Genomic DNA, 23731 nt, shown 5'->3' with positions numbered 1-23731 from the left:
GCTTCGTCGTCGCATGCAGCAGCGCCTGGCTGAACGACACCGACTCGTGCTGGTATTCGGCGCCGTAGCCGGCCGTGAAGCGGATCTGGCTCAGCGCGTAGTCGAAGCCGGCCGCCTCGGCCGTGCGTGCGAGTTTCTGGTTGTATTCAAGGCTCCAGTCGGTACGCTGCTCGATCGTGCTGACGACGAGGCCGCCGCTGACGTTCGGCACCCAGTACGCGAATTTGACGGCATCGCCGGAGGAAGTCGTGTTGCTCATGGAAATGTCCTGGTTGGAAAATGTCGAGATTCACGCGACCGGCACGGCCGCGGAAGATTCAAATCCGCCGACTTCGCGAACGAGCGGGACGGCCCGCTCGATGGCCAGCCGGATGCGCCCGCGCAACTCGGGGCTCGTAATCGTGTAGTTCTGGAAATCCCGTTCGGACGCGTACACGCCGATCGGCAAGGTACGCGCCTGGAAAAAACTGAACAGCGGGCGCAATTGATGGTCAATGACCAGCGCATGACGTTCGCTGCCCCCCGTCGCAGCCAGCAGAACGGGCACGTCGATCAGCGCCTCGTGATGCACAAGATCGAACAGATGCTTGAAGAGCCCCGTATACGAAGCCCGATAGACAGGACTTCCTACGATCAATGCATCCGCCTCCTCGATCGCGCGCAACTGTCGCTCCAGTTCGTCGCCGGCATCCGCTCTCGACAGCACACCGGACAGCACCGGCGCGATCACCCCGAGTTCGATCAAATGCGGCTCGACAGACAACTCGGCACGCAAGCCGGACAGCAACGCCTCCGACAGCGCGAGCGTTCGTGACGGCCGCGAGGTGTTGCCCGATACCGCAACGACCTTGTATGTCTTCTTTCCCATCAAGCATTCCTCTTCATCTGTCGCACGAGTCCGATAACGTCGACCAACCATCTAGCGAATACCGTGCCAAACACGCCTCTTCCGTTCCGCAACGGACAAAATGGGCTCAATCTACGGTCACGCCGCGACATTTCGCGGATCGCAAGCCGATCCTTAAATCATTCCGAACGGACTGGAATCCATATCTCCGATCCAGATGACTGACCCGCAGCATCCCTGCTTCCGGGCCGCGTCACGAGCAGCATCAGGAGTAAAAAGAAGGCGTCGGAAAACGCTCGTTGAGGGCCCAGTCCCCCAACTCGCGAATCTTGTAGTCGATCGGATCGTGCAGGGTATGAACACGCAGGTTCCGCCAGAACCGATCGAACCGCAGCGCGGCCGTCGTTGCCCGCGCGCCGGTCACTTCGAACATGCGCTGCGTGATATCGAGACCAGCCTGCGCAGACGAAACCTTCGCCGCCGCGACGGCTATCGCCACCTCGCCCCGTTCGCGTTCCGTCAGCGCCGCCTCGCGCCGCCAGGCCACATCGAACGCGCCCGCGGCGCGCTCGACCAATGCGCTTGCCCCCTCGATGGCAAGCCAGAACCGACCGTAGTGACCCTGCACATACAGATCCTCCGTCGGATGCGATGCCGGAGACGCGACCCACGATCGCGTACTCTCCCGCGTAAAATCCCGCGCGGCGCCTATCGCGCCTTCGCCGAGACCAAGATAGATATGCGCCAGAATCAACTGGGCCAACAGCGGCCGCAAGCATGCAAACGGCGAAGACAAAGGCCCCGGATCGGCTAGGATCTCGTCGCCGGCCACCTTCACCTGCTCGAACAGCACCGTCCCGCTATCCGTCTGACGCTGCCCCATGTTGTCCCAATCGTCGAGGATCGCGATCCCTTCGCGGGCAGTCGGCACCACGCCGATCAGCAAACGTCCCTGCGCATCGAAAGCCGACGCCAGCAGGCGATCTGAATCAGCCGCGCCGGAGCAGAAGCTCTTGCGCCCGACGAAAACCCATCCGTCCGCCCCATCCGATTCCGCGCGCGTACCCTTGTCGAGCGGATTGAGCGCGTTCCCCCAGAACCAGCGTTGCGAAACGGTCTGCTCCAGCCAGGGTTCCCACTGCTGCGGGCGCCCGAACAAGCGCACTGTCGCGAGATGCAGGTGGTGAAAGGCGAAGAGATGCGCGAGCGAGCTGTCCACCCGAGCGAGACGCCGTACGACGGCCAGCGTGTCGGACCAGGTCGCTCCGTGCCCCCCATATGCGCGGGGCACGCTCAGCGCAAGCAAGCCGCTATCGCGAAGTACTCGACGCTCGTGCAACGCCGTTCCACCCGCCCGGTCGCGCGCTATCGCCGTACGTGCCAGCTCCTGCACGACGGACTCCACCACGGGCTGCCACGCGGCCATTTCGACTGTCTCCGCACCGATATGCTTCATGAGCGAAACACCTTCTGATCGACATTGTTCGAGCAGACGCTCACGCATGTTCCATGCCATGGGCGAATGGACTCAAAAGCATCAGAACCCGCAGGCGCCGCTCGTGCCCCGTAACGGGCTTGCACACGACCGACGACGGTTGCAATCCAAGCAGTGCCAAGCTGATGACGATCGATGCGCGTATGGCCGGCACCGCGCCGCCGCCCGTCGGGAGAAACTCATTCGTGGCGTTGCCCGCTCTGACGAGCCGATCGCCGCGCGTGCTCATCAATCAGCATTCCGTCAGCAGGATGCTGACCACCAAGCAACCGTGCCCCTTCCCGCTGCCTGAAAATCAAGCTTCTGATTTGGATATGAAAATTCGTTGCTTTCCAGGAAGCATCGACGCAAAGAGAATCCCTCACACCGGAACACTACGCCGCACTTCACTCCTACCTTTCACATGGCAACACTCTCGACCTATCCGGATACGATCGGGCTTCGCGGCACGCCCTCCGATACCTCGGCAGTACGCGTCATCGCCGAAGAACTGGCTGCCCGATTCGGGCAGACCGCCGCCGAGCGAGATCGTGCGGGCGGCACGCCAAAGGCCGAGCGCGATGCGCTACGCGCCAGCGGCCTGTTGCGACTCAGTATTCCAGCCGTCTATGGCGGACTCGGTGCGAACTGGCTGACCACGCTGGACGTCGTGCGTACGCTCGCGCGTGCCGACGGCTCGCTTGCCCACCTGTTTGGTTTTCATCATCTGCTGCTTGCCACCGTCCGTCTGTTCGGCGCCGCCGAGCAATGGGAGCCATGGTTCCAGCAGACGGCCGCCCACGACTGGTTCTGGGGCAACGCGCTCAATCCGCTCGACGAGCGCACGATCAGTTCTCCGGGCAACGGCTGGCTCGAGTTCAGTGGCCAGAAAAGCTTCTGCTCCGGCGCACTCGATTCCGAAATGCTGATCGCTTCCGCTCGGGACGTCGACACCAACGCGCTGCTCATCGCGGCTGTCCCGACGCACCGCAGCGGCATTTCCATCTCCGAGGACTGGAACAATATCGGCCAGCGCCAAACCGACAGCGGCACCGTGACCTTCGAACGGGTGCGCGTCGAGCATCACGAAATCCTCTCTGATCCCGGACCGCTCTCCACACCGTTCGCCTGCCTTCGCCCGTTGATCGCGCAGCTCGTTCTCACGAACGTCTACCTGGGCATCAGCGAGGGCGCTTTCAACGACGCACGACACTACACCTTGCACGAGGCCCGACCCTGGCCCTCGTCCCGTGCGGAAAGAACCGACGACGACCCCTATATCCTCGGCCAGTATGGAGAGTTCTGGGCTGGCCTCGAGGCCGTCCGCGTTCTGGCCGACCGCGCCGCCGCCCGACTCGACGATGCATGGGCACTCGGCGCGGCACTCAGCGACGATGAGCGCGGAGAAGTCGCGATTGCGGTCGCGAGCGCAAAAGTCTCGGCGATACGGACCGGGCTGGACGTTTGTACCCGCATGTTCGACGTCGCGGGCGCACGCGCTACCCACGGCGCACTGGGTCTGGACAGACACTGGCGCAACCTGCGCACCCACTCGCTGCACGATCCGTTGGCCTACAAACTGCGGGAACTCGGCGAGTGGGCACTCAAACGAACCTACCCCCAACCGACCTTCTACTCATGAACCGCCCGCTCCCTCCCGCCCAACCGGGCGACCCGGATGACACTGCCGACCCGGACGTGCTGACCTTGCCGGATCGGCACGCGCTCACCACCTCGATCCGTGCACGCGCGCAGGTCTTCGTCGATCCGCGCTCACTCGCGCTGCTCAACCAGATACGCATGATCGCGCCCAGCGACGCAAGCGTGCTCATCATCGGTGAAACCGGAACCGGGAAAGAACTGATTGCCCGCCACGTACACAATCTGAGCCATCGCAAGAATCAGCCGTTCGTCGCGGTCAACTGCGGCGCGTTTTCGGAAACGCTGGTGGAGAGCGAACTGTTCGGCCACGAGAAGGGGGCGTTCACGGGCGCGTTCAGCGCCAAGCCCGGATGGTTCGAGGCGGCCAACGGCGGCACGTTGTTCCTCGACGAGATCGGCGATCTCCCGCTGTCGATGCAGGTCAAGCTCCTGCGCGTGCTGCAGGAGCGCGAAATCGTCCGGCTCGGGGCGCGTCACAGTATTCCGATCAATGTGCGCGTGGTCGCGGCCACCAACGTGCATCTCGACGATGCCGTCGCGGCAGGCCACTTCCGCGGCGATCTGTTCTACAGGCTCAACGTCGTCCAGCTCGCGATCCCCGCACTACGCGAACGCCCGGGCGACGTCCTTCCGCTCGCGCGATACTTCATCGAAGACTATCGCGGTCGTCTTGGCTACGGCCCCGCGGATATCGACAGACGAGCCGAACAGAAGCTGCTTGCGCATCACTGGCCCGGCAATATCCGCGAACTGGAGAACGTGATCCACCACGCACTGCTGGTCAGCCGCCATGATCTGCTCCAGGATTCCGATCTCCAGATCCGGTATGGCGACACGACGTTCGCCCGCCGTCACGAGTCGACGCCACACCTTGATCCTCAGGAAACGTTCGAGCAGGCGCTACGCTGCCTGTTCGACGCGGAACACGACAATCTGTTCGAGCATATCGAGGATACCGTGATGCGCGTGGCCTTCGAATTCAGCCACCGCAATCAGATCCAGGCAGCGAAGCTGCTCGGCATCAGCCGCAACGTATTGCGTGCACGCCTGATCCGGGCAAAGGAAATCAACGCCTTGAAGTAGCACGCGCCGAAGCGATGCCGTGCATGACATGCATTGCGTCGCCGGCTCATGCGCGAAAGCATCGGAATACATGAATCGCTCGCAGTCGTCGCTCACGCATACCGAAAAGCAGCGATGCCGAACATGTACACGTTACGCAGCAATCCTTTTCAATTCGGCAAGTCCTGCTTGAAGAAGTAAAGGGAGCGGGATACACCTAGTCCGCTCCTCGCACGCGTTCAGGCGGCAACCGTGGAAGTGCCTTGCGCACCCGGCCCGCTGCCGATGGCCCAGACATACGGCGGCTCGGTACCGTTGATTTCCCGATCGCCGACGATGCGGGCCTTGAACACCAGCGGATTGTGCGAGGCCGCCGTGCGCGCGTTGCGCCAGTGGCGATCGAGGCCCTTCGCGGCACTCGAGCCCGATGCGCCAAGCGCGTTGAACAGATCGGTCGTCGCGCGCAGCACGAGGTCCGACACCACGATCTGAGCACGCGCCGAATCCAGTTCCGCGTCGACATTCGCACGGTGCTCGGCTTGCTCGTCGCCGCCAAAACGTGCCTCGTACGCACGCTGCGACGCCTCGCTCGCGCGCACCGCCGTGGCCTCGGCCGCGAATACGCGCGCAGCCACCTCTCCCACCACCTGCTGGATCTGCGGATCCTGCGCGAACGACGGGGCGTTGCCGTGGCTGAAGATGCGCTTGCGCGAACTCACCTCGCGCGCGATGTCACGCAGCGCGGCGCGCCCGGTGCCCGCGAGCACCGCGAGCAGCACGAGCTGGTAGAACGCCGTCTGATACTTGAAGCGCGTCGCGAAGTCGAACACGTTCTGCGCATCGACTCGCGCCGCGTCGAAGCGGGTCGTGCCGCTACCGGTCGTGCGCTGACCGAAGCCGTCCCAGTCGTCGCTGCGTTGCACGCCGGGTTGGTTCGTCCGGACGGCCGCGATCACGTCTCGGCCGTCTTCATCGCGCGCGAATACGTCGATCCAGTCCGCGAAGATGCTTCCGGTCGAATAGTATTTCTCTCCGTCGAGGATCCAGCCATCCCCGTCGCGCCGCACACGGGTAATCACATCGCCTATCGCGACGCTGCCAACCTCGGTCCACGCGTTGCCGACGAGTTCTCCGGCGACAAAGCGCCGGAACCATTCGTCACGCGCCACATCCGGCGCGGAATTCAGCCGATCCTCGACGAAAGCGAAGTGGCCTCGCAACGCCTGCGGCAGGTTCGAATCGGCGGCGGCCAGTTCGATGAGAAGCTGTATCAATTGCGGCAACGACGCGCCCGCGCCGCCATGCTCGACCGGTACGCGAACCGCGCCGAACCCACTCTCCCTGAGCCATTCGATCGGGTCATACGGCAACGTGCGGGAACGTTCACGTTCGAGCGCCCCGTCTGCGATACGCGCGAAAACCGGGCGGAAGCGCTCCGCCAGGCGCTCGTAATCCGTGCCCCGCGACAGCTGGGCATCGGAATGATGGACGGATTTCAGATGATTTGAAGCGGTCATGTCGGCTCCGGCAGATTGGAAATGGCGTCGAAAGCATCACCCGATGCAGAAACCGTGCCATACCGCACAAGCACCGTCCGGCATTGAAATCCCCTCACCGCAATTTCAATGCTGCTGATTCCGCAGCAAACATGCTGACATGCTGCTGGCGGACAGCGGTCATCGGGTGTGTCGCTTCATGATCTCCTTCGCCGCGCCTCCATATCGCCGGAACGGAACGCCCTCAGGACGCCGGATCCGCCGGCACCGCGTGCCATCGCGCGGCAAATTGACGGGTATGAGGCATCAACGGATGCGGCTTCGATGTCGCGTGCGGCGCGTGACGCGCACGTCGGTCCCCGGCACGCCGTAATGGGTGTGCGGCGTCGACTCGTCGAGGCCTTCCAGAGACGCGCGAAATAGCGCGAAACCAGGGTCCGGGTATCGCCCAGGCCCGTCGTGATGATCGGTACCCGCAGACGGTTGATGACGTCCAGCGTCCTATTCGCGTCTTTTGCATGTCGACAACCTCGGTACGCGCGAGCCCCCGCGGAACGCCCGACCCAAGTGACCCTCTTTACATCATAAGATTGCATTTTCACATTTAATGTGATTTTATTATCAAAAAACTACAGTCGCCGCCCCATGCTCGCGGCGCACCTCATATCAAAGGAAGAGACGCAGATGGAGACAATCGCCGTCATCGGCAGCAACATGGTCGACCTCGTGACCTACGTCACACGCATGCCCGGCCGGGGCGAAACGCTCGAGGCGCCGAACTTCGAGCTCGGCTGCGGCGGCAAGGGCGCGAACCAGGCCGTCGCGGCCGCGCGCCTCGGCGCGCGTGTCGTGATGGTCACGAAGGTCGGCGACGACGTGTTCGCCGACAACACGATCCGCAACTTCGAGCGCGAGGGAATCGACGCCACGCACGTGCGCAAGGTCGCCGGCGTACCGAGCGGCGTCGCGCCGATCTTCGTCGAACCCGATTCGAGCAACAGCATCCTGATCGTCAAGGGCGCGAACCGCCACCTGCGGCCGGCCGACATCGACGCGGCCGCGCCGGCGCTCGCCGAATGCACGCTGATCGTGCTGCAGCTCGAGATCGAGCTCGACACCGTCTATCACGCGATCGAATTCGGCGCACGGCACGGCATCCCCGTGCTGCTGAATCCCGCGCCGGCGGTGGCCGACCTCGATTTCGAACGGATCCGCTCCGTCGAATTCTTCGTGCCGAACGAAACCGAGCTCGCGATCGTGTCGGGCATGCCGGTCGATTCGCGCGAAAGCGCCACTCGCGCCGCCGAAGCGCTGGTCGCACGCGGGCTGAAGCACGTGCTCGTCACGATCGGCGACCAAGGCTCGCTGCTCGTCTCGCGCGACGGCGCCCGGCACGTGCCGGGCGTCCCGGTCGACGCACGCGACACGACGGGCGCGGGCGATGCGTATATCGGCTGCTTCGCGCGCTGCTACGCCAGGTCGCGCGATGCCGTCGACGCGATGCGCTACGCATCCGCGTACGCCGCGCATTCGGTCACGGGCCTCGGCACGCAGAAGTCGTACGCCGACGCCGCGACGTTCGAACGCTTCCTCCACGACGCCGGCCTCTGAACGGCGCCTTCATCGACGAGACATTGGGAAGGAGACACCCATGAGCCGAGCCAGGATCGAACACACACCCGACGGCTACTACCTGAACCGCACGCCGCTCTTCGCGTTCACGCTGCTGTGCTGCCTGTTCGCGCTGTGGGGCACCGCCGCGAACCTGAACGACGTGCTGATCGCGCAGTTCAAGAAGTCGTTCTTCCTGTCCGATTTCGAATCGGCATTCGTGCAGTCCGCGTTCTATCTCGGCTACTTCTTCCTCGCGATTCCGGCCGCGACCGTCGTGAAGAAGTTCAGCTACAAGACGACGATCCTCGTCGGCCTGCTGCTCTACACGACCGGCTGCCTGCTGTTCTTCCCGGCCGCGTCGATGGCGAAATACGGGATGTTCCTCGTCGCGCTGTTCGTGATCGCCGCGGGCCTGTCGTTCCTCGAGACGGCGTCGAACTCGTATTCGACGCTGATGGGCCCGCGCGACACCAGCACGCGGCGGCTGAACATCTCGCAGACGTTTTATCCGTTCGGCGCGATGGCCGGCGTCTACATGGGCAGCTTCCTGATCTTCAAGGAAGGCGACGCGTCGCATGCGCAGCTCGCGGCGATGTCGGCCGCCGACGCACACGTACACCAGCTCGCGATGATCCAGGCGACACTCGAGCCGTACAAGTGGCTGATCGTCGTGCTCGTCGCGGTATTCATCGTATTCGCGCTCACGCCCTACCCGGCCTGCAAGGGCAACGGTCCCGGCGCGGTCACGCACCGGATCGACGCGCGCGGCACACTCGCACGCCTGTTCGGCAACCGGCGCTTCGTCGCGGGCGTGGTCGCGCAATTCCTCTATGTCGGCGCGCAGGTCGGCGTGTGGAGCTTCACGATCCGGCTCGCGATGCAGATCGGCGGCCTCACCGAGCGCGGCGCGTCGCGCTACCTGCTCGCGACGTTCTTCGCGTTCTTCGTCGGCAAGCTGGTCGCGACACTCGTGATGAAGCGCGTCGGCCCGGCCAAGGTGCTGATCGTCTACGGCATCCTGTGCATCGCGCTGCTCGCGTATACGATCAGCGTGCACAACATCACGGCCGTCTATGCGGCCGTGTGCGTGAGCGTGTTCCTCGGCCCGTGCTGGCCGACGATCTACGGCCTGACGATCGACGGCCTCGGCAAGGACACCGAATACGGCGGCTCGATCCTCGTGATGAGCATCGTCGGCGGCGCGGTCGTGCCGCTGATCCAGGGGCTGATCTCCGATCACACCGGCGGCAACATGCAGCTCGCGTTCGTCGTGCCGCTCGCATGCTTCGTCGTGATCGTCTACTACGGCTTCCACTGCCTGCGTCACCTGCCGGCCGCGACGCCCGACGCAGCCGCCGACGGCCGTGCGCCCGCGCGCTACGCCGCATCGCGCAACACGTCGGGAGCGTGACCATGCGAGGCGAAATCGAACTGCGGCGCGACGACTTCCGCGAAACGCCACGCACGCTGTACCGCACCGACGGCCTCACCGTCACCGCGTTCGCGTATCCGTCGGGCGTCGAGGCGCTGAAGCTCGAAAACCGCCGCGGCCATCTCGTCGTGCTGCCGTATCTCGGCCAGATGATCTGGGCCGCCGAATTCGACGGCCGCGACCTGACGATGAAACACATGTTCCGGCAGCCGAAGCGCGCCGCATCGATCATCGATACCTACGGCTGCTTCATGTTCCACAGTGGGCTGCTGCGCAACGGCTGTCCGGGGCCGGACGACACACATGCGCTGCACGGCGAGATGCCGTGCGCGCCGATGGACCGCGCGAGCCTCGTCGTCGGCACGGATGCGCGCGGCGCGAGCGTCGAAGTGACCGGCGAATACGAGTACGTGCAGGGCTTCGGCAGCCACTATGTCGCGCGTCCGTCGGTACGGCTCGCGGAGCACGAGGCGCGGATGACGATCGCGATGGGCGTGACGAATCTCGGCGGCACGCCGATGGACCTGATGTACATGGCCCACCTGAACTACGCGTACGTGCCGGGCGGCCGCTTCGTGCAATCGCTGTCGCGCGGCGGGTTGCGGCTGCGCGACAGCGTGCCGGCACACGTGAAGCCGACCGCCGCGTGGCGCGACTACACGGCCACGCTCGCGCGCGAACCCGAGCGGCTGACGACGCTCGATACGCCCGCGCTGTACGACCCCGAGATCGTGTTCTTCATGAACGGTGCGGAAACGGACGCCGATGGCATCGCGCATTTCCGGCTCGCGCATCCGGATGGCGGCGCATTCCACACCGCGTACCGCCCCGGGCAATTCCCGCATGCGACGCGCTGGATCCTGCACAACGCGGACCAGCAGGTCGCCGCGTTTGCGCTGCCGTCGACCTGCGAGCCGGAGGGATATGAAGCGGAGCGCCGCAAGGGCCATGTCGCGGCGCTCGCGCCGGGCGCAACGCGCCGCTTCGACGTGCTCACCGGCTACCTGAGCGCGGCGGAAGCACGTGATGCCTGATGCGATGCAACGCGCGACGCATGGCCGCGGGTCATCAGGTCACGAGCGCGATGCCGTGTTCGCGGATCGCCGTTTCGTAGCGGTGGCTCAGTTGCCCGTCGGAGATCACGTAGTTGAAATCGGTCAGCTCGGCGAAATAGGCCGCGCGCACTTCGTCGAACTTCGTGTGGTCGACGAGCAGGAAGCGATTCTGTGCGCGCGCCATCACCTTCTTCTTCGCGTCGACCTCGTGGAAGTTGAAGCACGTGACGCCGCAGCGCTCGCTGACGCCGGCCGCCGAGATGAATGCCTTCGACACGCGCACCGAGTCGAGGATGCCCGTTTCGGCGACCGATTCGAACACCATGTTCTGGCGGTGATACGCGCCGCCGCACAGGATCACGTTGCAATGCGGCTTCTGCTGCAGCTTCGCGAATACGTTCAGCGAGTTGCAGACCGCCGTGAACTCGAGGTCGTCCGGGATGAAATCGACGATGAACGGCGTGGTCGAGCCGCAATCGACGAAGATCGTGTCGCCGGTCGTCACGAACTGAGCGGCCAGCTTGCCGATGCGGCGCTTTTCCTCGGTCTGCCGGTTGTTCTCGGCACTGATCAGGTACTCGCCGATGTCGCTGCGCTGCGCGGCGAAATGGCGCGTCACATAGCCGCCGATCAGGCTGAGGCCGTGCGGGTTGTCCGCGAGATCGCGGCGGATCGTCATCTCGGAGACGCCGAACAGCTCGGCGACTTCCTTCAGATGAATCGCGTTCTGCCCTTGCAGCACGTTCATCAAGGTCTTGATCCGTTCGCCCTTCTTCGTTTCCATGCCAGTATCCTGCCTACCCGTCGCGTGTCGTGCCGGGCGCCCAGGCCTGGCCGGAATGTCGTATTTGTAACAAACCGATGTGAAAACATCAACTTTCTGTGTGCCCTTCCGGCACACGAACCGTGGAGTCCTGACACATGCCGCTTTCCAACGCCCAACTCGCCCACACCATCGATCACACGCTGCTCGCGCCCGACGCGCGCGACGCGCAGATCCGCGAACTCTGCCGCCAGGCGGCCGAGCATCGCTTTTACTCGGTCTGCGTGAATTCGGCGAACGTGCCGCTCGCCGCACGCGAGCTGGCCGATACCGGCGTACTCGTCTGCGCGGTGGTCGGCTTCCCGCTCGGTGCGGGGCTGTCGGCCGCGAAGGCATTCGAAGCCACCGCCGCGATCGACGCGGGCGCCGGCGAGATCGACATGGTGATCAACATCGGCGCGCTGAAGAGCGGCCGCGCCGACGACGTGAAGGCCGACATCGCGGCCGTCCACCGCGCATGCGGCGCGGTGCCGCTCAAGGTGATCCTGGAAACCGGGCTGCTGACGGACGACGAGAAGGTGCGCGTGTGCGAGATGTGCCGCGATCTCGGCGTCGCGTTCGTGAAGACGTCGACCGGGTTCGGCCACGGCGGCGCGACGCTCGCGGATGTCGCGCTGATGCGCCGCACGGTCGGCCCGGCACTCGGCGTGAAGGCCTCGGGGGGCGTGCGCGACCGCGCGGCCGCACTCGCGATGCTCGAGGCCGGCGCGACGCGGCTCGGCACGAGCTCGGGCGTCGCGATCGTCACCGATCAGGCAGGCGGCGGGGCGGGGTACTGACGACGCCAACGGCGCACGGCCGCATCGGGCCGACGGGCGTCGTCACGCGCGACGTTGCGCCCCGTTCAACCCGTCCGCCGAATCGGCCCGCCCTCTTCGGCGCCGCGTTCGTCCGCAAGCCGCCCCGCGTAATCGCGCGCGAACTGCACGGCGATGCGGCCCGAGCGCGCACCGCGTTCCAGCGCCCACTGCAGCGCGGGCTCGCGCGCCGCGCGGATTGCTTCGTCGTCGAAGCCGGCCGCGCCGAGGCGGCTCTCGACGACGGCCAGGTATTCGTCCTGCGTAAAGCCATAAAACGTGACCCAGATCCCGAAGCGCTCCGACAGCGAAATCCGCTCCTCGACCGCGTCGCCCGGATGCAGTTCGCCGTTCTCCGCGCGCGTCACGTTCGCGTTGTCGCTCGCCTGCTCGGGCATCAGGTGGCGGCGATTGGAGGTCGCATACACCAGCACGTTCGACAGGTCGCTCGCGACCGAGCCGTCGAGCACCGTCTTCAGCCCCTTGTAGCCGGTCTCGCCGGCCTCGAACGACAGGTCGTCGCAAAACACGATGTAGCGCTCGGGCCGCGCGCGTACGAGCTCGACGATCGCAGGCAGGTCGCTCAACCCTTCCTTGCTGACCTCGATCAGCCGCAACCCGTGCACCGCGAACGCGTGCAGGCACGCCTTCACGATCGACGACTTGCCGGTACCGCGCGCGCCGGTCAGCAGCACGTGATTGGCCGCGAACCCGCGCACGAATTGCCGCGTGTTCCGTTCGACGATCGCCGCCTGCCGGCCGATGTTGTGCAGCGCGTCGAACCCGACGAGCGCGGGCGTGGCGATCGGCTCGAGCGGCGCCGTTCGAGGGCCGCCGCCGAAGCCGCGCCAGCGAAACGCGACGGCCGCCTCGAAATCGACGTCGGCCGGCCGCCCGGTGTGCGCCATTGCTTCGAGCGCGGTCGCGATGCGTTCGAGCTGGCGCGCAAGCGACGGGTCGGCAACCGGCGCAGGTCCGTCCGGCAGTGCGGCAATCAGGTCCCGCATGTCGAATCCGGCGCTCATTGGCGGACCTCTTGCGACGCCCTGGCATGGAACGGAAACCGCTGCGCGATCGCCACGCCGACGAGCGCGACACCGCCGCCGACCAGGTGATACAGCCGCAGCGATTCGCCGAGCAACACGATCGCGCCGGCGGCCGTCATCACCGGCAGCAGGTTCATGAACATCGCGCAGCGGCTCGGGCCGAGCAGCCGCACGCCCTGCATCCACAGATACGGCAGCACCACCGACGCCAGCACGCCGGCGTACAGGATCAGCGGCACGCTCGCGCGCGTCGGCCAGGCGGCCTGCGCGGGCAACCGCAGCAGCATCGGCAGCATGAACACGAGCGCGGCCAGCGCCTGCACGTAGGTCGACTGCCATGCCGGCAGCGCGCCGATGCGCCAGCGCTTGAGCAACACGCCGTACAGCGCGTACGCGGCCGACGCGGCCAGCATCAGCAGGTCGCCCATGTGCACGCCGCGGGCGGCGATCGCCGTCGGGTGCCCTTCGGCGATCAGGTAGACGACACCCGCGAGCGACAGCCCCCCGCCGCCGATCATGCCCGCGCCCGGCGGATCGCCGAGCAGCAGCGAGCTGAGCACCATCGTCATCAGCGGCACGAGCGCGGTGATGATCGCCATGTTGGTCGCGCTGGTCGTCTTCGCGGCCTCGTAAGACAGGCTCTGGAACAGCGCCATCGCGAGAAAGCCGAGCGCCGCGAGCTTCGGCAGGTGCGCGACGAGTACCGCGCGATTGCGCCATGCGGGGGCGAGCGTGAAGACGCTCATCAGCACGACCGCCAACAGCAGCCGGTAGAACGTGATGGCCGACGGGTCGATCGTCGACGCCGACAGCTTCGACACCACGACGTTGCCGGCCCACAGCGCGATCGCGCAGAAGGGAAACAGAAAAGGTGACTTGTTCATCGCGTTCGACGGATTAATATCCTGACAGGGAATCTGGCGTGAATCGGAACGCCATCGTGCCCGTCCGCCCAACTGCCTGTCTCACGCCAAAATGTCAGGACTTATCGCCAATCGGACATTCGAGTCCACCCAGCCCTTCGCGCACCTGCGCTACGAATCGACGCCGATGCCGGTGTCCGCGATGGCGGCGGCCTATACGCACGGCACGTCGATCCCGGCGCACCGGCACCGCCGCGCGCAGCTTCTCTACGCGATCGAAGGGGTGATGCACGTGCAGTCGGAGGGCGCGTCGTGGGTCGTGCCGCCGACGCGCGGCGTGTGGCTCGAAGCCGGCCTCGACCATACGGTGCAGATGAGCGGCGACGTGCAGATGCGCACCGTGTTCGTCGAACCGGGTGCGGTCGAGCACCTGCCCGCGCGCAGTTGCGTCGTGGAAGTGCATCCGCTGCTGCGCGAGCTGATCCTCGCCGCGGTCGAGGTACCGCTCGACTATGCGCCGGGTTCGCGCCACGATCACCTGATGCACCTGCTGCTGGCCGAGGTGACGGTCGCACCGCTGCTGCCGCTGTACCTGCCACGGCCGCACGACGCGCGCCTGCGGACGATCTGCGACACACTCGTCGCCGCGCCCGACGACCTGCGCACGATCGCCGAATGGGCCGACCTGCTCGGGCTGTCGGTGCGCACGCTGCATCGCGCGTTCCGGCGCGAGACGGGGATCAGCTTCCGCCGCTGGCGCGAGCAGGCGCGGCTGCTGCTCGCGCTCAAGCGTCTGGCGCACGGCGAAAAGGTGGTCACCGTCGCGATGGATCACGGCTACAGCAGCCAGAGCGCGTTCTCCGCGATGTTCAAGCGGCACTTCGGCGTGTCGCCGTCGGCGTTCTATGCGTAGCGCGGGTCGCCCCGGCCCGACTCACTGGCCGCCGTCGAGATTCACGACTTCGACCCGCCGGTTCACGGCCGCACGCGGATGCGCCGGGTCTTTCGGGCGCGCACTGCCCACACCCTCGACTGCGAGCCGCGTGCCGTCGATCCCGAAGGTCGACACGAGGTAGTCCGCAACGGCCTGCGCGCGCCGCCTCGACAGAGAGAGATTCGTGCTCGGGTTGCCAGACGCGTCGGTGTGCCCAACGATCCGGAACCGGGCGTGCGCGAGCGCGTCGTCGCTCAGCGCATAACCGAGGTTGTCGAGCAGCACCCGGCTGCCCGGCGTGAAACGGGCCGACGAGAAATCGAACTGGATCGCGAGGTTCACGGACGGCGGGCCCGGCGTATCATCCTGCGTGCGCACCGGTGCCCGTTCGACGACGATGCCGCGCAAGCTGCGGCTCGCGCCATGCGGCGCAAGCTGACGCACGATTTCGTCGGCAGACGGCCGCATGTCGGCTACATCGCCGGCATGGACAGGCAACGCGGCAAATCCGCCAGCGCACCACAGGCAGGCCGCGATGCGCGCGGCAAGCATCGTCTTCATGCGTTCACTCCTTCGCCACCGTCTTCAAAGGCAACACGGCAACCGCCACTGCGTCGTGCGCGGAGGCCGCCGGATCGGGGTCGAGCAGCGGCATCCGGAATTTCGTCAGGAATTCGCGATCGACCTCCTTGTCGGGCAGTGTGCCCACGACGAGCCGCCGGCGCGACGCGATCACGACGACGATCTCGTCGCCAAAAGGTTTCGCGACGCGATACACGGGCTGACCGTTCCTGCCACCGCCGAACACGAGCCGGCTGCGCGGTGGAACAGGGCGCGGCGACGCGCCTTCCGGCCAGCTCAGATAGACGACTTCGCCGCTCGCCTGCAGGTACGCGACATACAAGTAGCTCGGATAGCCTGGACTCGTCACCTGCAGCGCGAGCGAATCGCCTTCCCGATAGCGCTCGGCCGGGTGTCCGACCGCTTTCACGTCGAGCCCGCCCGCATGGCGCAGCCCCTGGTCGAAACTCAGGTAGACCTCGCATTGCGGCCACGGATGCACGGTCACGCGATTGTCGACGCGCCCTGAATCCGGCATCGCAGCAACGGCCTTCAGCAATGCGTCGAGATCGCCCTGAGAGCCGACGAAGCCCGTTAGCGCCACGCTTCGGTCAGCCGCCACACCGGCGTCAACGCGCGCGCACTGCAGTTTGTCCACGCGGCGCCGGATCGCATCGCGCAGCGCATCAGGCGACACGTTCTGTCGAATCACCGGCGGCACCGGCGGCGGCTCCGGTTCGACATGCGCGGCGGTCAGCAACCGCCGAATCCCGTCCGGGTCGATTTCATCGATGACGAACGGGCCGTTCGACAAGTTCGTGAGCAGCGTCTGGTAGTCGATGCGCAGCAGCCCCTGTTCGCCCCAGTGCTCGCCCCATGAGTTGACGACAGTGAAGGTCTGGCTCGCGTCGTCATAGCCGGCGATGACCATCGCGTGCGCATTCTCCTTCGGCAGCACGTCGCGGAAAACCCCGCCGCGGTATCGCTGCAGCGCGCTCGTGATGTCGCCCGAATAGATCCCGATCACAACCGGCTTGCGCGCGAAGACCGCGCCGCGAATCTTCTCGAGGACGTCGCGGTCATCCTTGTCGATCAGGCTGTAGGTAAGCAGGCGATTGTTGCGCGCGTCGCGCATGCGCAGGTCGTCGGGCAGCGCCGAACACGTCTTCGGGTCGTACGGCAAGCCGTCGAACGTGACGAGGCCGTTGTCGTGAATCGCATCGAGGGCGGCCGTGACCGACGTGCCGCCCTCGCAGCGGCCGCGATGCAGCAGGTTGAACAGGTAGGCCGGGCTGAAGGCAACGCGACGCCGCTCACCGCCCGCCGCGCCCTGCCGTTCGAGCTGCAGGTTGAAGGCGGCGCTAAGCGCGTTGTAGCCGGTCGCCCAGGCCGTACAGGAACCCTGCTCGCCCTGCGAGCGCACGAGCGGGAAATAGCGTGTGAAATCCGAGCGCGGAGGCAGGTACGCGCGATAAGCAGGCTGGCGCGGCACGGCCGCGAGCACGGCGGGCGGGTCGTCGACGAGCCCCGTGGCATGACCGGTCTGCGCGGACACGGGCCGCGCGGCGGCCGCAAGCAGAACGCACGCGATGGAGAAGCGGAGGCGACGGCACATGATCGTACTCCCCGGCAGCCGGATACGTGTGTCACGTTTTCGTGAACGACATCAGTTCGCGGCGCTCGCTTGCGGACATGACGCCGTGCCGGTCGTAGTTCACGGTATCGATCGCGACGAAGCGCGGCACCTTGCCCGGGGCGACCCAGTACGTCCGGGCGCGCCGCGACGGCACATACAGCCGCCAGCCGTTCGCCTCGACCCGAAACGCGTCGAAGCGACCGGCCGGCACGTCGATCGTCTCGCGCGCGACCACCCTGCATGTCAGTTCGACGACGTCCACCTTGCCATTCGGAAACGTGTAGTCGAAGCGCGTGATCCATTCCTTGCCGATCGAGTACTCGCTCGCGAACAGCTGGTTGTCGCCAAGCACGCCGCCGTCGGCCTCTCGGCGCGGATTGCCGAGCAGATCGGTCACGAATTTGCCGCCGTTGAATTCGATCCGGTCGCCGACGATACGCGTTACGCGATGCACGAACACCCGCTCGTCCTGATGAAGACGATCGACGAACCGGTAAACGTAACGGTCGCCAAGCGCGATCCTGCCGGCTTCCGCACTGCCCTGGCTGTACGGATTCGCGGATGAGGTCTGAACCCTGATCCGTTGCTCGCCGCTCTCTGCCAGCAGACGATCCAGTTCGACCTGGGCGATTTCGCTGAAATGTCCGTTCGGATGCGCTTTCAGGTACGCGAAGATCGCTTGCGCGGTGCCGGACTGCTGCGCCGCCTGCCAGTCATCGCGATCCTTGCCGAACGCCGCGTCGCGCTCCGCCTGCGTCGGCACATGTGCGTCGGCCGGCGGCACGAAAAAGAAGTCGTCTTCGAGCGACGTGCTCTCCCACGGAATCTGCCGCCCCTGCGAGCGCTGCCGCACGGACAGCCGCACGCGCTTGAACACGTCCTCGATCTGCACGCCCGGGCGCACGATTTCCTTGAGCAGGTTCTCGGTGTAGAGACCGTTTCGGCCATCGCCGTCCGACGCGACATTGCCGGGTGCGGTTGCATACGCGAGCAGCGTGCGTGTCGGCGCGTCCATCTGGCTCAATCCCGATCCCGTCTTGCCCGCCGCACCGAACGGATTATCGCGGCACGCATCGAGAATCACGACACTTGTCGGCGTGTCGGCCTTGCCGAGGCCGTCGAGCAGCGTCGCGACATCGACGGACTGCCGCATCACGTCGTCCGCGCGCGCGAGCCGGACATCGATGGGCAGCAAGTAGTTACGCCAGTCGATCTGTATCCCGTGCCCGGCGAAATAAAACAGCGCAACGGATTGCGTACGCGTGACCTTCGCGCAGAATTCGCCGATCGCGTCGACCATCGACTGGCGCCCTGCATCGAGCCGGCGATCGATCGAAAAACCGAGTCTGCCCAGCACGTCGGCGATCGCGGTTGCATCGTTGACGGGATTGTCGAGCGCCGCGCGCGGATACGCGGCATTGCCGATCACGAGTGCCGCACGCGGCGCATCGCGAAGCGCCGCCTGCACTGCCGGGCCATCGAGCCACGGCAGCGCGGCTAGCGCGGACAAACGGCCGAGCATCACACGACGCCGTGGATCGAATCGTAATTGCGAACCCGGCCGCATGTCTCCTCCCTTCGCCTAGCGAGCGGCCGAGGTCGGCGCGGCAATTCGCGCGAATGGTCTGACGATTCCGTTCACGGCACCTCCCCGGTACATCCCCGACACGCGGTCGGTCGCGTGCCCGATGTTTGTCCACATATCATCCGGGGAAAGCGTATTCCGTTCAAATCGGGTGTTTCGCCAATGCGGCCGGAGCACGATGCTTCAATACCCTGACGATTGACGGCGATACGGTCCCCGTTGCATCGGCCGTGGCGCCTCGCCCGCACTCTGCCGCTACCGCGCCGCAATCCCCGCGATGAAACACACGCACGCAACCGCCGACGCGACCGTGCGCACGTGATTCCACATCGTCCAGTCGCGCAGGTAGCGCGTCCAGAGCGCCGCGCCTTGCGCGGTCGCCGGATCGGCCGCGGCGAGCGCGTCGTTGAGCGGCACGTTGACGGCCATCGTCACCGCGAACATGCCGAATACATAGAGCACGCCACCCGCGACCGCCGCCATCGCGCCCGGCTGGCCGCGATCGAACAGCGCGATCACGACGAGTGCGAGCGCCATCAGCGTCGTGCCGAGGAACAGCGGCATGAACGGCGAGCGCACGATGTCCACGTTGATCGCGTTCATCGCGGCCGCGCCGGCCTGTGGCGCGAGCCGCCCGAGCGACGTCATCACGAACGTCGAGAACGCGAAGTACACGCCGGCCATCAGCCCGCAGCCGATGGCCGAACCCCACAGCAACGCGGCAGTCACGAACGCGATCATGATCAGGCGCTCCACACGCCGGTTGCGGCCGTCGCCCGCGCGTAGTCGGCGAAATCGCGCGCCGGCCGCCCGAGCGTCTCCTCGATGCCATGCGCCACCGCGCTGTTGCGCCCGTCGAGCACCACGCGGAACAGATCGTCGAGCAACGCGACGACCGGCTCCGGCACCCCGACCTCGTGCAGTTCGGCGACGAACGCGCCGTGTGAAATCTCGCGATAGGTAACCGGCCGGCCGGCGGCGCGCGCGATTTCGCCGACGGCTTCGGCAAACGTCAGCGCGCGCGGGCCCGTGACTTCGATCACGCGGTCAGCGAACCGCACGTCGGTGAGCGCCGCCACGACCACGTCGGCGATGTCGTCCGCATCGACGAACGGCTCGCGCACGGCGCCGGCCGGCAGCGCGACTTCACCGGCCAGCACGCCGTCGAGCAGATAACCTTCCGAGAAGTTCTGGTTGAACCAGCTTGCCCGCGCGACACCCCAGCCGATGCCAGATGCCTGCAATGCAGCCTCGGCCGCTTGCGCGCCGGGCTCGCCGCGCCCGGACAGCAGCACGACGCGCGCGACGCCGCGTTCCCGCGCGAGCCGCGCAAAGGCCGCGATCGCTTCCACAGCGCCTTCAACGGACAGGTCGGGCTGGTAGGTCACATATGCAGCCGACACGCCCTCAAGCGCGGCCGGCCAGGTCGCCGGCGCCGTCCAGTCGAAGCGAACGGCCGACGTGCGCGATACGGGCCGCGTCGCGATGCCGCGCGCGCGCAGCCGTGCATCGACGCGGGCGCCCGTCTTGCCCGAACCGCCGACGACGAGGATGGGAAGTGCCGACATGTGCATCTCCTTTGACCAAAATGCGATAACTTCTCGCGTTTTAAAAACACGATAAACTCTCGCATTAGCAACGTCAAGTTTTTCCGGAGGCGGCATGGGCCGACAAAAATCGGGGCAAACCACCGAGCCCGAAGCGGCGGCAGCGGACGCACCGGCGCGTGCACGGCTCGTCCCGACGCAGCAGCGCAGCCGCGAGCGGTTCGAGCGCATCCTGGCGTGCGCGTCGGAAGTGATGATCGAGAAGGGGTGCGACGCGTTCCGGATGAGCGACATCGTCGAACGCACGGGCATCTCGTTCGGTTCGCTGTATCAGTACTTTCCGGACAAGGCGGCCGTGATCGGCACGCTCGCGGAGCGCTACAACGCGGCCGGGCATGAATGCGTGCGGCGCGACCTCGCGACGCTGAAGACGCTGGGCGACCTGCACGACACGCTCGCGCGCATCACGGACAGCTACTACCGGATGTTCGTCGACGAGCCGCTGATGCGCGACATCTGGCGCGCGACGCAGGCCGACCGGGCGCTGCAGGCGCTCGACCGGGCGGACGGCGAGTTCCTGGCCGGCCTGCTCGCGGACGCGTTGGGAGAAGTGGCGCGCGACACGACACGCGCACAGCGGAGCGCGTTCGCCGAGCTGATGATGATCCAGATCGCGGCGGCCGTGCGTCACGCGATCACGCTGCCGCCGAAGGCCGCGCGGCAGATCCTCACGATGTTCAAGCACACGCTGCCGCGGGATCTGGTGGTGCTCGACGCGTAACCGCGCCGCTCAATGCACACGGCCGCCCGAAGGCGGCCGCGCGAAGTGGCATGACGTGCCGCTTACTTGCTGTAGTCGTACACCCCGCGCCCGGTCTTGCGCCCGAGCCGCCCTGCCGTCACCATCTCGCGCAACAGCGGGCATGCGCGATATTTAGGATCACCGAAATCCTTCAGGAACACGTCCATCACCGCGAGGCACACGTCGAGGCCCACGAGGTCTGCCAGCGCGAGCGGCCCGATCGGGTGGTTCGCGCCGAGCTTCATCCCCGCGTCGATTTCCTCGGCCGACGCGATGCCTTCGGCCAGCACGAAGAACGCTTCGTTGATCATCGGCACGAGAATGCGGTTCACGACGAAGCCCGGCGAGTTGCGCACGCCGATCGGCGACTTGTCGAAACGCTCGGTCAGCTCACGTACGGCCGCCGCGGTCGCGTCGCTCGTCTGCAGCCCGCGGATGATCTCGACGAGCGGCATCAGCGGCACCGGGTTGAAGAAGTGCATGCCGAGAAAACGCGACGGATCGGCAAGGCGCGCCGCGAGCGCGGTGATCGAGATCGACGACGTGTTGGTCGCGATGATCGCATCGGGCCGCGCGACGGCCTCGATCTGCGCCAGGATGCGGCCCTTCAGCTCGACGTTCTCGGTCGCGGCTTCGATCACGATGTCGACCGATGCGAGCTTCGCGTAGTCGGTCGACGTCGTGATGCGCGCCAGCGCCGCGTCGCGTGCGGCCGCGTCGAGCTTGTCCTTCGACACGAGCCGTTCGAGGCTGCCCTTCAGCGTCGCGACGCCCTTGTCGAGCGCGGCGTCGCTGACGTCGATCATCACGACGTTGAGTCCCGCAACGGCCGCGGTCTGCGCAATGCCGTTACCCATGGTTCCGGCGCCCACGACGCCGACGATTTCGATGGCCATGTAGTTCCTGTGTGTTCGGGTGCTGAGGGTTCGATTATCAGATGTTCTCGAAGATCGCAGCAATACCCTGGCCGCCGCCGATACACATCGTCACGAGCGCGTAACGCCCGCCGATGCGCTTCAGTTCGTACAGCGCCTTCACCGTGATCAGCGCACCGGTCGCACCGATCGGGTGACCGAGCGAGATGCCCGAGCCGTTCGGGTTGACCTTCGCGGGATCGAGGCCGAGTTCCTGCGTGACCGCGCAGGCCTGCGCGGCAAACGCCTCGTTCGCCTCGATCACGTCGAGATCGGTGATCTTCAGGCCCGCGCGTTCGAGCGCCTTGCGCGTGGCCGGCACCGGGCCGATGCCCATGTAGGCCGGATCGACGCCCGCGTGCGCATACGCGACGAGGCGGGCGAGCGGCTTCACGCCCTGCGCGCGCGCGGCATCCGCGCTCATCATCAGCACGGCCGCGGCTGCATCGTTGATGCCCGATGCGTTGCCGGCCGTCACGGTGCCGTTCTCCTTCGCGAACACCGGCTTGAGCTTCGTGAAATCGTCCGCGCTGGCATCGTGGCGCACGTGCTCGTCGGTATCGAACGCCACCTCGCCCTTCTTCGTACGGATCGAAATCGGCAGGATCTGGTCCTTGAAGCGCCCTTCCGCGATCGCGCGCGCCGCGCGACGATGCGATTCGAGCGCCAGCGCATCCTGCGCGTCGCGCGAGATGTCGTATTGCTTCGCGACGTTCTCGGCCGTCACGCCCATGTGGATCGTCTGGAACGGGTCGTGCAGCGCGCCGAGCATCATGTCGACGAGCTTGCCGTCGCCCATGCGCTGGCCGAAACGCGCGGCCGGCACCGTGTACGGCGCGCGGCTCATGCTTTCCGAGCCGCCGCCGATCGCGACGTCGGCATCGCCGAGCATGATCGTCTGCGCGGCCGATACGATCGCCTGCAGCCCCGAGCCGCACAGACGGTTCACGGTCAGTGCCGGCGCGTGCTGCGCGACCCCGCCGTTGATCGCCGCGACGCGCGCGAGATACATGTCCTTCGGCTCGGTGTTCACGACGTGGCCGAACACGACATGGCCGACCGCATCGCCCGACACGTTCGCGCGCGACAGCACTTCGGCCACCACCTTCGCGCCGAGATCGGTCGGCGAGAAATCCTTCAGGCTGCCGCCGAAATCACCGATCGCGGTACGAACACCGCTCACCACCACGACTTCCTTCGCTGCATTGCTCATCGTCTCACTCCGGTTCGTTCGCGCCCGCGGGCGCGGGGATGCGTTGCGTTACATATTCGGGTAATTCGGCCCGCCGCCGCCTTCGGGCGTGACCCACACGATGTTCTGCGTCGGGTCCTTGATGTCGCAGGTCTTGCAGTGCACGCAGTTCTGCGCGTTGATCACCAGCCGGTCGCTGCCGTCGTCGTTCTTCACGAACTCGTACACCGCCGCCGGGCAGAAACGCCCCTCCGGCCCCGCATACGTGCGCAGGTTCACGTTCACCGGCACGCTCGCATCCTTCAGCGTCAGGTGCGCCGGCTGGTTCTCCTCGTGGTTCGTGTTCGAGATGAACACCGACGACAGCCGGTCGAACGTCAGCTTGCCGT

Annotated in this window: 23 protein-coding genes and 1 pseudogene; 8 read left to right on the top strand and 16 right to left on the bottom strand. The window is 66.1% G+C overall.

Going from position 1 to position 23731, the window contains the following annotated elements:
* From G3N62_RS26160 to G3N62_RS26145, 4 genes and pseudogenes are all read right to left on the bottom strand, one after another.
* Window positions 1-259 (bottom strand): annotated as a pseudogene (locus G3N62_RS26160) (LLM class flavin-dependent oxidoreductase); the annotation flags it as partial.
* A gap of 30 nt (window positions 260-289) precedes the next feature.
* On the bottom strand, window positions 290-868 hold the full coding sequence (gene msuE / locus G3N62_RS26155) for an FMN reductase (RefSeq protein WP_124671298.1): 579 nt from the start codon (window positions 866-868) through the stop codon (window positions 290-292).
* A 244-nt stretch (window positions 869-1112) separates the two neighbouring features.
* Entirely contained in the window at window positions 1113-2303 is a 1191-nt protein-coding gene (locus G3N62_RS26150) for an acyl-CoA dehydrogenase family protein (RefSeq protein WP_124610156.1), read from the bottom strand.
* Window positions 2304-2343: 40 nt separating this feature from the next.
* Window positions 2344-2571 carry a hypothetical protein gene (locus G3N62_RS26145; protein WP_124671299.1) on the bottom strand — a complete coding sequence of 76 codons (228 nt, stop codon included), beginning with the start codon at window positions 2569-2571 and terminating at the stop codon, window positions 2344-2346.
* A gap of 174 nt (window positions 2572-2745) precedes the next feature.
* Here G3N62_RS26145 and G3N62_RS26140 point away from each other — a divergent pair, with 174 nt between their 5' ends.
* Both G3N62_RS26140 and G3N62_RS26135 read left to right on the top strand, forming a co-directional pair.
* Window positions 2746-3963 carry an acyl-CoA dehydrogenase family protein gene (locus G3N62_RS26140; RefSeq protein ID WP_034191100.1) on the top strand — a complete coding sequence of 406 codons (1218 nt, stop codon included), beginning with the start codon at window positions 2746-2748 and terminating at the stop codon, window positions 3961-3963.
* Window positions 3960-5066, top strand: a complete 1107-nt coding sequence (locus tag G3N62_RS26135) for a sigma 54-interacting transcriptional regulator (RefSeq protein WP_059557401.1) — start codon at window positions 3960-3962, stop codon at window positions 5064-5066. The genes G3N62_RS26140 and G3N62_RS26135 overlap by 4 nt, the downstream gene beginning before the upstream one ends.
* Before the next feature lie 218 nt (window positions 5067-5284).
* Here G3N62_RS26135 and G3N62_RS26130 read toward each other — a convergent pair whose 3' ends face one another.
* Window positions 5285-6562 (bottom strand): acyl-CoA dehydrogenase family protein, encoded by a 1278-nt coding sequence (locus tag G3N62_RS26130; protein ID WP_049034843.1) that lies wholly within the window; start codon window positions 6560-6562, stop codon window positions 5285-5287.
* Between the two features lie 663 nt (window positions 6563-7225).
* On the opposite strand from G3N62_RS26130, the gene rbsK reads away from it, so the two are divergent.
* Genes rbsK through G3N62_RS26115 form a run of 3 tightly spaced genes read left to right on the top strand, consistent with a single transcriptional unit; the run spans window position 7226 to window position 10621 of the window.
* Window positions 7226-8152 carry a ribokinase gene (rbsK, locus tag G3N62_RS26125; protein ID WP_124671300.1) on the top strand — a complete coding sequence of 309 codons (927 nt, stop codon included), beginning with the start codon at window positions 7226-7228 and terminating at the stop codon, window positions 8150-8152.
* A gap of 40 nt (window positions 8153-8192) precedes the next feature.
* Window positions 8193-9566, top strand: coding sequence for an L-fucose:H+ symporter permease (fucP, locus tag G3N62_RS26120; RefSeq protein WP_034191098.1), 1374 nt, complete (start codon window positions 8193-8195; stop codon window positions 9564-9566).
* A gap of 2 nt (window positions 9567-9568) precedes the next feature.
* Window positions 9569-10621 carry an aldose 1-epimerase family protein gene (locus G3N62_RS26115; protein ID WP_124671301.1) on the top strand — a complete coding sequence of 351 codons (1053 nt, stop codon included), beginning with the start codon at window positions 9569-9571 and terminating at the stop codon, window positions 10619-10621.
* Between the two features lie 34 nt (window positions 10622-10655).
* Here G3N62_RS26115 and deoR read toward each other — a convergent pair whose 3' ends face one another.
* Window positions 10656-11426 (bottom strand): DNA-binding transcriptional repressor DeoR, encoded by a 771-nt coding sequence (gene deoR / locus G3N62_RS26110; protein ID WP_034191096.1) that lies wholly within the window; start codon window positions 11424-11426, stop codon window positions 10656-10658.
* 137 nt (window positions 11427-11563) lie between these two features.
* Here deoR and deoC point away from each other — a divergent pair, with 137 nt between their 5' ends.
* Window positions 11564-12244, top strand: coding sequence for a deoxyribose-phosphate aldolase (gene deoC / locus G3N62_RS26105; protein WP_124671302.1), 681 nt, complete (start codon window positions 11564-11566; stop codon window positions 12242-12244).
* 65 nt (window positions 12245-12309) lie between these two features.
* Here deoC and G3N62_RS26100 read toward each other — a convergent pair whose 3' ends face one another.
* Both G3N62_RS26100 and G3N62_RS26095 read right to left on the bottom strand, forming a co-directional pair.
* Window positions 12310-13287, bottom strand: coding sequence for an ATP-binding protein (locus tag G3N62_RS26100; protein WP_124610161.1), 978 nt, complete (start codon window positions 13285-13287; stop codon window positions 12310-12312).
* Window positions 13284-14192: a DMT family transporter gene (locus tag G3N62_RS26095; protein ID WP_059557408.1), complete on the bottom strand. Its 909-nt coding sequence runs from the start codon at window positions 14190-14192 to the stop codon at window positions 13284-13286. Before G3N62_RS26095 ends, G3N62_RS26100 begins: the two co-directional genes overlap by 4 nt.
* 91 nt (window positions 14193-14283) lie before the next feature.
* Between G3N62_RS26095 and G3N62_RS26090 the strand changes: the two genes are divergently transcribed.
* Complete coding sequence (locus G3N62_RS26090) at window positions 14284-15084, top strand: helix-turn-helix transcriptional regulator (protein ID WP_124671303.1); 801 nt, start codon at window positions 14284-14286, stop codon at window positions 15082-15084.
* Between the two features lie 21 nt (window positions 15085-15105).
* Here the strand turns inward: G3N62_RS26090 and G3N62_RS26085 are convergent, their stop codons facing one another.
* The 5 genes from G3N62_RS26085 to G3N62_RS26065 form a co-directional block, all read right to left on the bottom strand.
* Complete coding sequence (locus G3N62_RS26085; protein WP_124671304.1) at window positions 15106-15666, bottom strand: OmpA family protein; 561 nt, start codon at window positions 15664-15666, stop codon at window positions 15106-15108.
* Between the two features lie 4 nt (window positions 15667-15670).
* Entirely contained in the window at window positions 15671-17281 is a 1611-nt protein-coding gene (locus G3N62_RS26080) for a C1 family peptidase (RefSeq protein WP_049030028.1), read from the bottom strand.
* A 31-nt stretch (window positions 17282-17312) separates the two neighbouring features.
* A complete protein-coding gene (locus tag G3N62_RS26075; RefSeq protein ID WP_049030027.1) occupies window positions 17313-18824 on the bottom strand; it encodes a caspase family protein in 1512 nt (503 codons plus the stop codon).
* A 318-nt stretch (window positions 18825-19142) separates the two neighbouring features.
* Window positions 19143-19628: an anthrone oxygenase family protein gene (locus G3N62_RS26070; RefSeq protein WP_034191105.1), complete on the bottom strand. Its 486-nt coding sequence runs from the start codon at window positions 19626-19628 to the stop codon at window positions 19143-19145.
* Between the two features lie 2 nt (window positions 19629-19630).
* Window positions 19631-20455 (bottom strand): NmrA family transcriptional regulator, encoded by an 825-nt coding sequence (locus G3N62_RS26065; protein ID WP_059557414.1) that lies wholly within the window; start codon window positions 20453-20455, stop codon window positions 19631-19633.
* A 94-nt stretch (window positions 20456-20549) separates the two neighbouring features.
* Here G3N62_RS26065 and G3N62_RS26060 point away from each other — a divergent pair, with 94 nt between their 5' ends.
* The gene (locus G3N62_RS26060; protein WP_124671305.1) at window positions 20550-21215 is read left to right on the top strand and encodes a TetR/AcrR family transcriptional regulator; all 666 of its coding nucleotides are present in this window, start codon (window positions 20550-20552) and stop codon (window positions 21213-21215) included.
* Between the two features lie 62 nt (window positions 21216-21277).
* Here G3N62_RS26060 and G3N62_RS26055 read toward each other — a convergent pair whose 3' ends face one another.
* The 3 genes from G3N62_RS26055 to G3N62_RS26045 form a co-directional block, all read right to left on the bottom strand.
* Complete coding sequence (locus tag G3N62_RS26055) at window positions 21278-22132, bottom strand: 3-hydroxybutyryl-CoA dehydrogenase (RefSeq protein WP_034191089.1); 855 nt, start codon at window positions 22130-22132, stop codon at window positions 21278-21280.
* A 37-nt stretch (window positions 22133-22169) separates the two neighbouring features.
* The gene (bktB, locus tag G3N62_RS26050; RefSeq protein ID WP_034191088.1) at window positions 22170-23363 is read right to left on the bottom strand and encodes a beta-ketothiolase BktB; all 1194 of its coding nucleotides are present in this window, start codon (window positions 23361-23363) and stop codon (window positions 22170-22172) included.
* Between the two features lie 48 nt (window positions 23364-23411).
* Window positions 23412-23731, bottom strand: a 320-nt coding sequence (locus tag G3N62_RS26045) for a 4Fe-4S dicluster domain-containing protein (RefSeq protein ID WP_206141340.1), incomplete at its 5' end; no start/stop codon positions are given.

The organism is Burkholderia sp. Tr-20355 (genome assembly GCF_017104685.1).
In the GTDB taxonomy this organism is placed as follows: Bacteria; Pseudomonadota; Gammaproteobacteria; order Burkholderiales; family Burkholderiaceae; genus Burkholderia; species Burkholderia seminalis.
The sequence above is the reverse complement of the archived record's forward strand: the minus strand, read 5'-3'. Positions and strand labels throughout refer to the sequence as shown.

What these genes read in the sequence shown, in the direction of transcription:
- msuE (WP_124671298.1), bottom strand. Translation starts at nt 868, where the DNA reads ATGGGAAAGAAGACATACAAGGTCGTTGCGGTATCGGGCAACACCTCG.
- G3N62_RS26150 (WP_124610156.1), bottom strand. Translation starts at nt 2,303, where the DNA reads ATGAAGCATATCGGTGCGGAGACAGTCGAAATGGCCGCGTGGCAGCCC.
- G3N62_RS26145 (WP_124671299.1), bottom strand. Translation starts at nt 2,571, where the DNA reads ATGAGCACGCGCGGCGATCGGCTCGTCAGAGCGGGCAACGCCACGAAT.
- G3N62_RS26140 (WP_034191100.1), top strand. Translation starts at nt 2,746, where the DNA reads ATGGCAACACTCTCGACCTATCCGGATACGATCGGGCTTCGCGGCACG.
- G3N62_RS26135 (WP_059557401.1), top strand. Translation starts at nt 3,960, where the DNA reads ATGAACCGCCCGCTCCCTCCCGCCCAACCGGGCGACCCGGATGACACT.
- G3N62_RS26130 (WP_049034843.1), bottom strand. Translation starts at nt 6,562, where the DNA reads ATGACCGCTTCAAATCATCTGAAATCCGTCCATCATTCCGATGCCCAG.
- rbsK (WP_124671300.1), top strand. Translation starts at nt 7,226, where the DNA reads ATGGAGACAATCGCCGTCATCGGCAGCAACATGGTCGACCTCGTGACC.
- fucP (WP_034191098.1), top strand. Translation starts at nt 8,193, where the DNA reads ATGAGCCGAGCCAGGATCGAACACACACCCGACGGCTACTACCTGAAC.
- G3N62_RS26115 (WP_124671301.1), top strand. Translation starts at nt 9,569, where the DNA reads ATGCGAGGCGAAATCGAACTGCGGCGCGACGACTTCCGCGAAACGCCA.
- deoR (WP_034191096.1), bottom strand. Translation starts at nt 11,426, where the DNA reads ATGGAAACGAAGAAGGGCGAACGGATCAAGACCTTGATGAACGTGCTG.
- deoC (WP_124671302.1), top strand. Translation starts at nt 11,564, where the DNA reads ATGCCGCTTTCCAACGCCCAACTCGCCCACACCATCGATCACACGCTG.
- G3N62_RS26100 (WP_124610161.1), bottom strand. Translation starts at nt 13,287, where the DNA reads ATGAGCGCCGGATTCGACATGCGGGACCTGATTGCCGCACTGCCGGAC.
- G3N62_RS26095 (WP_059557408.1), bottom strand. Translation starts at nt 14,192, where the DNA reads ATGAACAAGTCACCTTTTCTGTTTCCCTTCTGCGCGATCGCGCTGTGG.
- G3N62_RS26090 (WP_124671303.1), top strand. Translation starts at nt 14,284, where the DNA reads ATGTCAGGACTTATCGCCAATCGGACATTCGAGTCCACCCAGCCCTTC.
- G3N62_RS26085 (WP_124671304.1), bottom strand. Translation starts at nt 15,666, where the DNA reads ATGAAGACGATGCTTGCCGCGCGCATCGCGGCCTGCCTGTGGTGCGCT.
- G3N62_RS26080 (WP_049030028.1), bottom strand. Translation starts at nt 17,281, where the DNA reads ATGTGCCGTCGCCTCCGCTTCTCCATCGCGTGCGTTCTGCTTGCGGCC.
- G3N62_RS26075 (WP_049030027.1), bottom strand. Translation starts at nt 18,824, where the DNA reads ATGCTCGGCCGTTTGTCCGCGCTAGCCGCGCTGCCGTGGCTCGATGGC.
- G3N62_RS26070 (WP_034191105.1), bottom strand. Translation starts at nt 19,628, where the DNA reads ATGATCGCGTTCGTGACTGCCGCGTTGCTGTGGGGTTCGGCCATCGGC.
- G3N62_RS26065 (WP_059557414.1), bottom strand. Translation starts at nt 20,455, where the DNA reads ATGTCGGCACTTCCCATCCTCGTCGTCGGCGGTTCGGGCAAGACGGGC.
- G3N62_RS26060 (WP_124671305.1), top strand. Translation starts at nt 20,550, where the DNA reads ATGGGCCGACAAAAATCGGGGCAAACCACCGAGCCCGAAGCGGCGGCA.
- G3N62_RS26055 (WP_034191089.1), bottom strand. Translation starts at nt 22,132, where the DNA reads ATGGCCATCGAAATCGTCGGCGTCGTGGGCGCCGGAACCATGGGTAAC.
- bktB (WP_034191088.1), bottom strand. Translation starts at nt 23,363, where the DNA reads ATGAGCAATGCAGCGAAGGAAGTCGTGGTGGTGAGCGGTGTTCGTACC.